The following is a 12696-nucleotide window of genomic DNA, read 5'->3' on the forward strand; positions in this document are numbered from 1 at the left end:
GTCATGCACGGCGAATCTCCAATCAAACGGCGCGTATCGCGCAAGATCTGGGTCGGCAACGTGCCGGTGGGCGGCGATGCGCCCATCGCAGTGCAGAGCATGACCAACAGCGACACCAATGACGTCGCCGCCACCGTCGCCCAGATCAACCGTCTGGAAGCCGCCGGCGTCGACATCGTGCGCGTGTCGGTGCCGGACATGGACGCCGCCGAGGCGTTCGGCAAGATCAAGCAACTGGTCAAGGTTCCGCTGGTCGCCGACATCCACTTCGACTACAAGATCGCGCTGCGCGTGGCTGAGCTGGGTGTTGACTGCCTGCGGATCAACCCGGGCAACATCGGCCGCGAAGACCGCGTGCGTGCGGTGGTCGACGCCGCCCGCGACCGCGGCATCCCGATCCGCATCGGCGTGAACGCCGGTTCCCTGGAAAAGGACCTGCAGAAGAAATACGGCGAGCCGACACCGGCCGCGCTGGTCGAGTCGGCCCTGCGTCACGTCGAGCACCTCGAACGCCTGAACTTCCAGGACTTCAAGGTCAGCGTAAAAGCCTCCGACGTGTTCATGGCCGTCGAAGCGTACCGCCTGCTGGCCAAGGAAATCGTCCAGCCGCTGCACCTGGGCATCACCGAAGCCGGCGGATTGCGCTCGGGCACGGTGAAATCCGCCGTGGGCCTCGGTATGCTGCTCGCCGAAGGGATCGGTGACACCATCCGCATCTCGCTGGCGGCCGACCCGGTCGAGGAAGTGAAAGTCGGCTACGACATCCTCAAGTCCTTGCATTTGCGTTCCCGAGGCATCAACTTCATCGCCTGCCCGAGCTGCTCTCGCCAGAACTTCGACGTGGTCAAGACCATGAACGAGCTGGAAGGGCGCCTCGAAGACCTGCTGGTGCCGCTGGATGTCGCGGTGATCGGCTGCGTGGTCAACGGCCCAGGCGAAGCCAAGGAAGCCCATATCGGCTTGACCGGCGGCACGCCGAACCTGATTTACATCGACGGCAAGCCGTCGCAGAAACTGACGAACGACAATCTGGTGGACGAGCTGGAAAAGCTGATCCGCGAGAAGGCGGCCGAAAAGGTCGAAGCCGACGCTGCGGTCATCGCGCGCGGCTGATCGAACGAATTAAGGAATCTTTGTGAGCAAGTCTCTGCAAGCCATCCGTGGCATGAACGACATCCTGCCCGAGCAGACACCGGTATGGCGCTATTTCGAAGGCACCGTTTCGCGTCTGCTGGACAACTACGGCTACCGCCAGATCCGCATGCCGATCGTCGAGTTCACCGAGCTGTTCAAGCGCTCGATCGGCGAAGTGACCGACATCGTCGAAAAAGAGATGTACACCTTCGAGGACCGTAACGGCGACTCCCTGACCCTGCGTCCGGAAGGCACCGCCGCCTGCGTGCGCGCTGTGCTGGAGCACGGCATCACCGGGGGCGGCCAGGTGCAGAAGCTGTGGTACATCGGCCCGATGTTCCGTCACGAGCGTCCGCAGAAAGGCCGTTACCGCCAGTTCCACCAGATCGGCCTGGAAGTGTTCAACCTGGACGGCCCGGACATCGACGCCGAACTGATCGTGCTGACCTGGCGCCTGTGGGGCGAGCTGGGCATCCGCGATGCGGTCAAGCTTGAACTCAACAGCCTGGGCACCAGCGAGTCCCGCGCCCGTTACCGCGATGCGCTGGTCGAGTACCTCTCGGCGCACCACGACAAACTGGACGAAGACAGCCAGCGCCGCCTCAAGACCAACCCGCTGCGCGTGCTCGACACCAAGAACGCCGACACCCAGGCCGTGCTGGTCGGTGCGCCGAAGATGGCGGACTACCTGGACGACGAGTCCCGCGCGCACTTCGAAGGCCTGAAGGCCCGTCTGGATGCCGTCGGCATTCCGTACGTGCTCAATCCGAAGCTGGTCCGCGGCCTCGACTACTACAGCAAGACCGTGTTCGAGTGGGTCACCGACAAGCTGGGCGCCCAGGGCACCGTGTGCGCGGGCGGCCGTTACGACGGCCTGGTCGAGCAGATGGGCGGCAAGCCGACCGCAGGCGTCGGTTTCGCCATGGGCATCGAGCGTCTTGTGCTGCTGCTGGAAACCCTGGAGCAGATCCCGGAAGAGATCTCCCGGCAGGTGGACGTCTACCTCTGCGCCTTCGGCGAAGAGGCCGAACTGGCCGGGCTGGCCTTGGCCGAGCGCGTGCGTGACGCGCTGCCGAACCTGCGCCTGCAGGTCAACGCCGGCGCCGGCAGCTTCAAGAGCCAGTTCAAGAAAGCCGACAAGAGCGGTGCGCTGTTCGCGCTGATCCTCGGCGACGACGAAATGGCCCAGCGCACGGTCGGCGTCAAACCCCTGCGTGGCCAGGGCGAACAACAAAACATCGGCTGGGATGCGCTCGCTGCGCACCTGGCCACCTGCGTCGTGCAGGGTTGAAGCTGTCAAACAGCCGAATTAGCGATCAAAGGAGTATTGGGGTGTCGAGTACCGAAGACGAACAGTTGGCGGATTTGAAGGACTGGTGGGCACGCAACGGCAAACCTCTGGTCACCGGCGGCCTGTTGGCGCTGGTCATCGTGTTCGGCTGGCAGGCTTTTCACAAGTACCAGAGCAACCAGGCGCAGGGCGCTTCGGTGCTCTATCAGCAATTGCTGGAAACCACGCTGACCCCTGACGGCAAGCCTGACGCCGCCCGCGTCACGGACCTGGCCGGCAAGCTCAACAGCGAATTCGGCGGCAGCGCCTACGCGCAGTACGGCAGCCTGTTCGTGGCCAAGGTGGCCGTCGACAGCGGCAAGCTGGACGATGCGGCGACCGAGCTCAAGGCCATCATCGACAAGCCGGCCAACCCGGCGCTGGGCGAAATCGCCCGTCAGCGCATGGCGCAGGTGCTGGGTGCGCAGAACAAGGCCGACGAAGCCCTGAAGCTGCTCGAAGGCGACGCCGACAAGGCGTTCCTCGCCACCCGCGAAGAACTCAAGGGCGACCTGCTGGTGCAGCTGGGCCGTACCGACGAAGCGAACGCGGCGTATCAAAAGGCCAAGGCGGCGCTGTCGGACGAGGCAGCGGTCGGTGGCCTTCAAATCAAGCTGGACGACCTGGCCAAAGGGGATGCGTGACGTGATCGGTTGGAAGCATGCAGCAGTGCTGGCTCTGGCCATTCTGGCCGCGGGTTGCAGCAGCAACAGCAAAAAGGAACTGCCACCGGCCGAACTGACCGACTTCAAAGAGGAAGTGGTCCTGCACAAGCAGTGGAGCCGCTCGATCGGTGACGGTCAGGGCGAAACCTACAACATGTTGGTGCCGGCGATCGACGGCGACAGCATCTACGCCGCCGACGTGACCGGCATCGTGATGGGCCTGGACCGCAGCAACGGCGACGTGAAGTGGAAAAAGGACCTTGAGCTGCCGGTGTCCGGCGCCGTGGGTGTGGGTTACGGCCTGGTGCTGATCGGCACGCTGCGCGGCGAAGTCGTCGCGCTCGATGCCATCAACGGCGAAGAGAAGTGGCGTTCGCGGGTCAACAGCGAAGTCCTCGCGCCGCCGGCCAACAACGGCGACGTGGTGGTGGTGCAGACCCAGGACGACCGTCTGATCGGTCTGGACGCCTCCACCGGCAACCAGCGCTGGGTGTATGACAGCACCCCGGCCGTGCTGACCCTGCGCGGCACCAGCGCGCCGATCGTCACCAACCGCCTGGCGGTGGCCGGCCTGTCGACCGGCAAGGTGGTCGCGGTGGACATCTCCAACGGCGTGCCGGTGTGGGAACAGCGCATCGCGATTCCGCAGGGCCGTTCCGAGCTGGAGCGTGTGGTCGACATCGACGGCGGCCTGCTGCTGTCCGGCGGTACCCTGTACGTCGCCAGCTACCAGGGCCGCGTCGCGGCGCTGGACCTGGAGAGCGGCCGTCAGCTGTGGCAGCGCGACGCGTCGAGCTACGCGGGCCTGGCCCAAGGTTTCGGCAGCGTCTACGTGAGCCTGTCTTCGGGCACCGTCGAAGGCGTCGACGAGCGTTCCACCACCGCGCTGTGGAGCAACGACTCGCTGGCCCGCCGTCAACTGTCGGCGCCGGAAGTGTTCTCCAGCTACGTGGCGGTCGGTGACCTGGAAGGTTACCTGCACCTGCTGAGCCAGGTGGACGGCCGTTTCGTCGGCCGTGAGCGCATCGACAGCGACGGCCTGCGCGCACGTCCGCTGGTGGTGGGCGATACGATCTATGTGTATGGCAACAGCGGCAAACTGGAAGCCCTGACCATCAAGTAACAACTATGCTTGGGGAATTCCCCAAGCGGCTTCACCTGTGGGAGCGGGCTTGCCCGCGTAGGGCGTCAACGATGACGCGTGCTGCTTCGGCGGTACGTTTTTTCGCCGGCAGCCCCCCGCAGAGCAGCCCCGAGCACCAGCCGCTGCCACGCAGCGGCTTTTGTATTTTCTGAAATAACGCAGTGGAGAGCCGCATGGTTCCCGTAATCGCCCTGGTGGGCCGACCGAACGTCGGCAAGTCCACCTTGTTCAACCGCCTGACCCGGACCCGCGACGCCATCGTCGGCGACCTGTCCGGTCTGACCCGTGATCGCCAGTACGGTGAGGCCAAGTGGCAAGGGCGCTCCTACATTCTGATCGACACCGGCGGCATCTCCGGCGACGAGTACGGCATGGACGAAAAGATGGCCGAGCAGTCGCTGCTGGCCATCGAAGAAGCGGATGTCGTCCTGTTCCTGGTGGACGCCAAGGCCGGCTTCACCGCCGCCGACCAGATGATCGCCGAGCACTTGCGCAAGCGTAACAAGCGTTCCTTCGTGGTCGCCAACAAGGTCGACAACATCGACCCGGAAATGGCCCGCGCCGAATTCGCCCCGATGGGCATGGGCGACGCCATCCCGATCGCCGGCGCCCACGGCCGCGGCATCACCCAGCTGCTGGAGACCGCCCTGGGCGATTTCCCCAAGGATGATGACGAGCCGCAGGACGGCGAAGAGGAAGAAGACGTCGCCGAAGGCGAGGAAGCCAAGCGCATTCCCGGCCCGAGCGAGAAGGACGGCATCAAGATCGCCATCATCGGTCGCCCGAACGTCGGCAAGTCGACCCTGGTCAACCGCATGCTCGGCGAAGAGCGCGTGATCGTCTACGACCAGCCCGGCACCACCCGCGACAGCATCTACATTCCCTTCGAGCGCAACGAAGAGAAGTACACGCTGATCGACACCGCCGGTGTGCGCAAGCGCGGCAAGATCCACGAGGAAGTCGAAAAGTTCTCCGTGGTGAAGACCTTGCAGGCGATCAAGGACGCCAACGTGGTGATCTTCGTGATGGACGCCCGCGAAGGCGTGGTCGACCACGACCTCAACCTGCTGGGCTTCGCCCTCGAGGCAGGCCGTGCGATGGTGATCGCGCTCAACAAGTGGGACGGCATGACCCCGGGCGAGCGTGACTACGTGAAGACCGAGCTGGAACGCCGGCTGTTCTTCGTCGACTTCGCCGACATCCATTTCATCTCGGCGCTGCACGGCACCGGCGTGGGCAACCTCTACGGTTCGGTGCAGAACTCGTTCAAGTCGGCGGTCACCCGCTGGCCGACCAGCCGCCTGACCCAGATCCTCGAAGACGCGGTCAGCGAGCACCAGCCGCCGATGGTCAACGGCCGCCGGATCAAGCTGCGCTATGCCCACCTGGGCGGCGCGAACCCGCCGCTGATCGTGATCCACGGCAACCAGATCGAGAAAGTGCCGAAGTCGTATGTGCGCTATCTGGAGAACACCTACCGTCGTGTGCTGAAGCTGGTCGGTACGCCGATCCGCATCGAGTTCAAGGGCGGCGAGAACCCGTACGAAGGCAACAAGAACACGCTGACCGACCGCCAGGTCAACAAGAAGCGTCGCTTGATGTCGCACCACAAGAAAGCCGAGAAGAAGCGCCGCGATAGGAAGTAGGGCAGCGCAAGCTTCAAGCCTTAAGCTGCAAGCCACAAGCCACAAGCCACAAGCTACAAGCTACAAGCTACAAGCAAGGCAAAAGCCATAGGGGCTCTTTTCAGAGCCCTTTTTTGTGCCTGTCGGTCTAACGCCAGCAGCTTGGAGCTTGGAGCTTGGAGCTTGGAGCTTGGAGCTTGCGGCTTGTGGCTTAGCGCTTGACCCCCCTGCCCTACAGCTTGAAACTGGCGGCTCACCTGCAAGGGGCTATCGATGATCACCAGCAAGCTGCCGAATGTCGGCATCACCATCTTCACGCAGATGTCTCAGCTCGCGGCGCAGACCGGAGCGATCAACCTGTCACAGGGCTTTCCCGATTTCGACGGCCCCCAGGCGCTGCGCGACGCCGTCGGGCGCCACATCGCCAGCGGCCATAACCAGTATTCGCCGATGACCGGCCTGCCGGCGCTGCGCGAGCAGATCGCGGCGAAGATCGCCCGCAGCTACGGCGCCAGCGTGGATGCCGACAATGAAGTGACGGTCACCCCCGGCGCGACCCAAGCGATCTTCTGCGCCATCCAGGCGGTCATCCGCAGCGGCGACGAAGTCATCGTGTTCGACCCGGCCTACGACAGCTACGAGCCGGCGGTGGAACTGGCCGGCGGCCGTTGCGTGCACGTGCAGCTCGCCCTGGACGATTTCGCCATTGATTTCGACCGGCTCAGCGCCGCCATCGGCCCGCGCACGCGGATGATCATCCTCAACACCCCGCACAACCCCAGCGGCGCCCTGATCAGCCGTGCCGAGCTCGACCGGTTGGCCGAGCTGATCCGCGACCGCGACATCTATGTGATCAGCGACGAAGTCTACGAGCACCTGGTGTACGACGGCGTGGCCCATGTCAGCGTGCTGGCCCACGAGGAGCTGTATCAGCGTGCGTTCGTGGTCAGCTCGTTCGGCAAGACCTATCACGTCACCGGCTGGAAGACCGGCTACGTCGTGGCGCCGCCGGCCCTGAGCGCCGAGCTGCGCAAGGTGCACCAGTACGTCAGTTTCTGCGGGGTGACGCCTCTGCAGTACGCCCTGGCCGACTACATGGCCGCGCATCCTGAGCACGTCGAAGAACTGCCGGCGTTCTACCAGGCCAAGCGCGACCTGTTCTGCGATCTGCTGGCGCCTTCGCGGTTCCGGTTCACCCGGGTGGCCGGCACCTATTTCCAACTGGTCGACTATTCGCAGATCCGTCCCGACCTGAACGATGTCGAGATGGCGATGTGGATGACCCGCGAGCATGGCGTGGCCAGCATCCCGGTGTCGGTGTTCTGCCAGCATCCACCGCAAGGCCAGCGCCTGGTGCGCCTGTGCTTTGCCAAACGCGAGGAGACGCTGCGCGAAGCGGCGGCAAAACTATGCGTGATCTGAGTGCGTTGCCCGACCTTGATGTGGCGCTGATCCAGACCAGCCTGGCCTGGCACGACCGCCAGGCCAACCTGGAGCATTTCGAGGCGCTGCTGGAGCAGGCCCGTGGAGCTGATCTGGTGATCCTGCCGGAGATGTTCACCACCGGGTTCTCCATGGCGTCCGAGACGCTGGCCGAAGCCGAGAACGGCCCGACCAGCAAATGGCTGCGGGCCCAGGCGGCGAAGCTGGAGGCCGTGGTCACCGGCAGCGTGATCATCCAGGCCGCCGACGGCAGCCACCGCAACCGCTTGCTGTGGGCGCGGCCGGACGGCGAGGTGCTGCACTACGACAAGCGTCACCTGTTCCGCATGGCCGGCGAGCACAACCACTACACGCCGGGCGAGCGGCAGGTGCAGTTCGAGCTCAAGGGCTGGCGCGTGCGTCCGCTGATCTGCTACGACCTGCGTTTTCCGGTGTGGAGCCGCGACGCCCAGGACACCGACCTGCTGCTGTACACCGCCAACTGGCCGGGCGCCCGTCGGCAGCACTGGAACCGTCTGCTGCCCGCGCGGGCCATCGAGAACCTGTGCTACGTGGCGGCGGTCAACCGCATCGGCACCGACGGCAAGGGCTTCGCCTACACCGGCGACAGCCAGGTGCTGGACTTCCAGGGCGAAACCCTGCTGGCGGCGGGGGAGGCGGACGGCGTGTTCCGCGTGGTGCTGGAGGCGGCGACGCTGGCGGCCTACCGTGAGCGCTTCCCGGCGAACCTGGATGCGGACACGTTCGAGTTCACTTGAAGCGGTGAACGCAAAACCATCCGGCAAAAAGAAAGGCCCCAGGGTTCGCACCCTGGGGCCTTTTGCATGGCGGCGGCCGGTTACGCGGCTTTCGCTTCCGGCTGGCTCAGGGAGCGGTTCAGCGCGCTGAACAGGGCCTTGAAGCTGGCGGTGGTGATGTTCTCATCGATGCCCACGCCGTGCACCGCACGTTCGCCGTTCACCCGCAACTCGATGTAGGCCGCTGCCTTGGCGTTGGTGCCCGCGCCGATGGCGTGTTCGTTGTAGTCCATGATCTCCACCGGAATCGGCAGGCCGGCCACCAGCGCTTCGAGCGCGCCGTTGCCTTTGCCGCGCCAATGCAGGTTGGTTTCGCCCTGGCCCTTGCTCGCCACTTCCACTTCGACGGCGCTGTGGCCGTTCTCTTCCTGCAGGCGATGGCTGACCAGCGCGTACGGAGTGTTGGCCTGCAGGTATTCGGTGTGGAGCAACGCATGGATCTGCTGGGCGGTCATCTCCAGGCCCAGGCGGTCGGTCTCGCGCTGCACGACCTGGCTGAACTCGATCTGCATGCGGCGCGGCAGGCTGATGCCGTATTCCTGCTCCAGCAGGTAGGCGATGCCGCCCTTGCCCGACTGGCTGTTGACGCGGATCACCGCCTCGTAGCTGCGGCCGATGTCGGCCGGGTCGATCGGCAGGTACGGCACTTCCCACAGGGCGTCGGATTTCTGCTGGGCGAAGCCCTTGCGGATCGCGTCCTGGTGGGAACCGGAGAACGCGGTGTGCACCAGGTCGCCGACGTACGGGTGACGCGGGTGCACCTGGATCTGGTTGCACTCCTCGACGACCTTGCGCACGCCGTCGATGTCGGAGAAGTCCAGCTCAGGGTCGACGCCCTGGGTGTACATGTTCAGGGCCACGGTGACGAGGTCGACGTTGCCGGTGCGCTCGCCGTTGCCGAACAGGCAGCCTTCGACGCGGTCGGCGCCGGCCATCAGGCCCAGCTCGGTGGCGGCCACGCCGGTGCCGCGGTCGTTGTGGGTGTGCAGGCTGATGATCACGCTGTCACGGCGGTTGATGTGGCGGCCGAACCATTCGATCTGGTCGGCGTACACGTTCGGCGTCGCGCATTCGACGGTGGCCGGCAGGTTGAGGATCATCTTGCGCTCAGGCGTCGGGTTCCAGACCTCGATCACCGCGTCACAGACCTCCTTGGCGAACTCAAGCTCGGTGGCGCTGAAGGTTTCCGGCGAGTACTCGAACGTCCACTCGGTTTCCGGCTGCTGCGCGGCGTATTTGACGAACAGCTTGGCGGCGTTGACCGCGATGGCCTTGATGCCGTCCTTGTCCTGGTTGAACACGATGCGGCGGAACGACGGCGAGGTGGCGTTGTACAGGTGAACGATGGCTTTCTTGGCACCGCGCAGGGACTCGAAGGTGCGCTCGATGAGGTCTTCGCGGCCCTGGGTGAGCACCTGGATGGTGGTGTCGTCCGGGATGTGGCCGTCTTCGATCAGGGTGCGCACGAAGTCGAAGTCGGTCTGCGAGGCGGCCGGGAACGAGGCCTCGATTTCCTTCACGCCCACCTGCACGAGGGTCTTCCAGAAGCGCAGCTTTTTCGCCGAGTCCATCGGTTCTATCAGCGACTGGTTGCCGTCACGCAGGTCGGAGCTGCACCAGATCGGCGCGGCGTCGATGGTCTTCGACGGCCAGGTGCGGTCCGGCAGGTTGATCACGGGAAACGCGCGGTATTTCGAAGACGGGTCTTTGAGCATGCTCATCGGGAAATTCCTTATTGTCTGGGCCGAAAAGAGGCGGCCTGCCGGTGGAACGAATGTTCGGAGAGAAGCAGAGACGAGGCGCAGCGATTCAGCCCGGCAGTCGTGCGCTGACGAGGCACAGGCTGCGGTGCTGGCGAAGCTGAATAAGGGTGTGAGAGGTTTTCATGCCCTCAACCCTAACCGTGAGGGGGGAGGATGGCAAGCAGTGGGAAAAATTTGAGAGGAATACTCGGAAAACGGGGATTCGCGAGATTTTATTGTGCCGGGTGGCGCTGAATTTCTGAATGATTGCGCACTGTTTTGGGTCGGCGCAATTGGCGGATACGGGATCTTGGGGATGAAAAGCCCGGTTTCTTCGGGGGGGTGCGCTGATGTTCAGATCGCCATCGTCGGATCGCCGCCCGGGGCAAGCCCGCTCCCGCAGTGATTGATGTCGCGCACAAGATTCAGGTCAGTTGCCGACCCTGTGGGAGCAACTGTCTTAATCATGTCCTGCGGCGCTTGGACTGCCGCCATCGCTGGCAAGCCAGCTCCCACAGGTGTCGCGGATCACCGGAGATCCTTGTGGGAGCGGGCTTGCCCGCGATGAGGCCAGCGCTTTCACCGCGGGCTCAGGGCTGGAACGCGCCGATGAAGATCGCCGGATCCACCCGCGCGTCGTTCAGGCTGACGTTCCAGTGCATGTGCGGCCCGGTCGCCCGGCCGGTGGCGCCGACCTTGCCCACCACCGCGCCGCGGGCCAGCTGCTGGCCGTTGGTCACGTCGATCTTCGACATGTGGCAGAACATGCTGATGAAGCCCTGGCCATGGTCGACGAACACTGTGTTGCCGTTGAAGAAGTAGTTGCCGATCAGGATCACCTTGCCCGCCGCCGGGGTCTTGATCGGGGTGCCGGCCGGCACCGCGAAGTCCAGGCCCGCATGGGGGTTGCGCTCTTCGCCGTTGAAGAAGCGGCGCACGCCGAACTTGCTCGACAGCGGTCCGTTGACCGGTTTGTCCAGCAGCAGGTTGCTCGGCGTGTTCGGGCTGAAGCTGCGGTAGGCCTTGATCTGTTCGGCCAGTTCGCCCTCGATGCGCTTGAGGTTCGCCGGGTTCGGGTTGACCTGCTGGGTGTTCTTCAGGGTGATGTGCTGTTCCGGGTATTTCTTGCTGCCCACGGTGAAGTTCAGGCTGCGGCCGGCGCTGCTGATCTGCTGCACGCCCGGCTTGACCGTCAGCGGCACGCCGACGATGGCCAGCCAGTTGTTCTGTTCCTTGACCACCAGCACCGGCTTGCCCTGGTAGGTGGCTTTGGGCGCCTGGGCGGCGTTGCCCAGGTCGACCACCGCCACGCCGCCCGGCACCGGTTTGTTCAACAGCCTTGTGATGTAGCTGTCGGCGTGGGCATTGAAGGTCAGGCACAGCAACAGCAGCGGAGCGAGGAAACGCGGCATGGATCAGTCCAGTAGAGAAAGGGTGACAGGCGTCAGGTGATTGTCCTCGACGCGCACGTGCAGTTCGCCTTCGCCGAGCCGGGCCTTGAGGCGCTGGCCAGTCTGCGTCTGCGCGGCGCTTCGGATCGCGTTGCCGCGCTCGTCCAGCAGGATGCTGTAGCCCCGGCCGAGCGTCGCCAGCGGGCTGACCACATGCAGGGTCTGCATCTGGCTGTGCAGTTGCTGGCGCCGGCTCTTCAGGCCTTCGCGCATGGCCCGGGGCAGGCGTTCGGCCAGGCTGTCCAGGCGTTGGCGCAGCAGGGCCAGTTGGCGGCCCGGATGCTGTCCGCCGAGGCGGGCCTCCAGGCGCAGCAGGCGTTCGCGGCGGGTGTTCAAATGGCGCTCGAAGGCCCGGCGCAGGCGCATGTCCAGGTCGTCCAGGCGCTGGGCTTGCTGACGCAGGCGTTCGCCGGGATGGCGCAGGCGGCGGGTCATGCCTTCCAGGCGCAGGCGGTCGCGCATCAGGCGGTCGCGCATGCGCATCACCAGGCGCCGGTGCAGGCTTTCGACCTGGCGGATCAGGTGGCTGGAATCCGGGGCGAGCAGTTCGGCGGCGGCGGAGGGCGTGGGTGCGCGCACGTCGGCCACGAAGTCGCTGATCGACACGTCGGTCTCATGGCCGACGGCGCTGACGATCGGCGTCACGCAGGCATCCACGGCGCGGGCCACGGCTTCTTCGTTGAAGCACCAGAGGTCTTCCAGCGAACCGCCGCCCCGGGCCAGGATCAACGCATCGAAGCCGCGGGCGTCCGCCAGCTTCAGGGCGCGGACGATCTGCGCCGTGGCCTCGCGGCCCTGCACGGCGGTGGGGATCAGCGTCAGTTGCACCTGCGGTGCGCGGCGGCGGAACACGCTGATGATGTCGCGGATCACCGCGCCGGTCGGCGAACTGATGATGCCGATGCGCTGCGGGTGCGCCGGCAGCGGCACTTTGCGTTCGGCGCTGAACAGGCCTTCGGCGCTGAGCTTTTCCTTCAGCGCGTCGAATGCCAGGCGCAAGGCACCGTCGCCGGCCGGCTCCACGGTATCGAGGATCAGCTGATAGTCGCCGCGGCCCTCGAACAGCGAGACCTTGCCGCGCACCTTGACCGCCAGGCCGTCCTTCAGCGCCTGGCGCACCCGCGCCGCGTTCTGGCGGAACAGCGCGCAGCGCACCTGGGCGCCGCTGTCCTTGAGGGTGAAATACACGTGGCCGGACGCCGGGCGGGCCAGGTTGGAGATTTCGCCTTCGACCCAGATGTTGCTGAACACGTCTTCGAGCAGCACGCGGGCGCGGCCGTTGAGCTGGGTGACGGTCAGGACTTCGCGGTCAAGGCCGAGCCTTGCAAAGGGATCTTTAATCATGGGGCGCAGTGTAAAGGCATT

Annotated in this window: 10 protein-coding genes; 7 read left to right on the top strand and 3 right to left on the bottom strand. The window is 65.1% G+C overall.

Annotation, left to right across the window (positions count from 1 at the left end; genetic code table 11):
* Positions 1 to 3 precede the first annotated feature (3 nt).
* From ispG to KVG96_RS02620, 7 genes are all read left to right on the top strand, one after another.
* Entirely contained in the window at positions 4 to 1113 is a 1110-nt protein-coding gene (gene ispG, locus KVG96_RS02590; RefSeq protein ID WP_025109215.1) for a flavodoxin-dependent (E)-4-hydroxy-3-methylbut-2-enyl-diphosphate synthase, read from the top strand.
* A gap of 22 nt (positions 1114 to 1135) precedes the next feature.
* Positions 1136 to 2425: a histidine--tRNA ligase gene (hisS, locus tag KVG96_RS02595; RefSeq protein ID WP_085586647.1), complete on the top strand. Its 1290-nt coding sequence runs from the start codon at positions 1136 to 1138 to the stop codon at positions 2423 to 2425.
* A 41-nt stretch (positions 2426 to 2466) separates the two neighbouring features.
* Positions 2467 to 3108 carry a tetratricopeptide repeat protein gene (locus KVG96_RS02600; RefSeq protein WP_085586648.1) on the top strand — a complete coding sequence of 214 codons (642 nt, stop codon included), beginning with the start codon at positions 2467 to 2469 and terminating at the stop codon, positions 3106 to 3108.
* Entirely contained in the window at positions 3101 to 4252 is a 1152-nt protein-coding gene (gene bamB, locus KVG96_RS02605; protein ID WP_085586649.1) for an outer membrane protein assembly factor BamB, read from the top strand. Before KVG96_RS02600 ends, bamB begins: the two co-directional genes overlap by 8 nt.
* Positions 4253 to 4446: 194 nt before the next feature.
* Positions 4447 to 5919 carry a ribosome biogenesis GTPase Der gene (gene der / locus KVG96_RS02610; protein ID WP_217890694.1) on the top strand — a complete coding sequence of 491 codons (1473 nt, stop codon included), beginning with the start codon at positions 4447 to 4449 and terminating at the stop codon, positions 5917 to 5919.
* 252 nt (positions 5920 to 6171) lie between these two features.
* A complete protein-coding gene (locus tag KVG96_RS02615) occupies positions 6172 to 7320 on the top strand; it encodes a pyridoxal phosphate-dependent aminotransferase (protein ID WP_217890695.1) in 1149 nt (382 codons plus the stop codon).
* Positions 7308 to 8099, top strand: coding sequence for an amidohydrolase (locus KVG96_RS02620; protein WP_217890696.1), 792 nt, complete (start codon positions 7308 to 7310; stop codon positions 8097 to 8099). The genes KVG96_RS02615 and KVG96_RS02620 overlap by 13 nt, the downstream gene beginning before the upstream one ends.
* An 80-nt stretch (positions 8100 to 8179) precedes the next feature.
* On the opposite strand, the gene leuA is transcribed toward KVG96_RS02620, so the two are convergent.
* From leuA to xseA, 3 genes are all read right to left on the bottom strand, one after another.
* The gene (leuA, locus tag KVG96_RS02625) at positions 8180 to 9859 is read right to left on the bottom strand and encodes a 2-isopropylmalate synthase (protein WP_085586652.1); all 1680 of its coding nucleotides are present in this window, start codon (positions 9857 to 9859) and stop codon (positions 8180 to 8182) included.
* Positions 9860 to 10470: 611 nt separating this feature from the next.
* Entirely contained in the window at positions 10471 to 11292 is an 822-nt protein-coding gene (locus KVG96_RS02630) for a peptidoglycan DD-metalloendopeptidase family protein (RefSeq protein ID WP_217890697.1), read from the bottom strand.
* Positions 11293 to 11295: 3 nt separating this feature from the next.
* Positions 11296 to 12675 (bottom strand): exodeoxyribonuclease VII large subunit, encoded by a 1380-nt coding sequence (xseA, locus tag KVG96_RS02635; RefSeq protein WP_217890698.1) that lies wholly within the window; start codon positions 12673 to 12675, stop codon positions 11296 to 11298.
* Positions 12676 to 12696 lie beyond the last annotated feature (21 nt).

Origin of the sequence: Pseudomonas ekonensis, from assembly GCF_019145435.1 — a bacterium.
GTDB lineage: Bacteria > Pseudomonadota > Gammaproteobacteria > Pseudomonadales > Pseudomonadaceae > Aquipseudomonas > Aquipseudomonas ekonensis.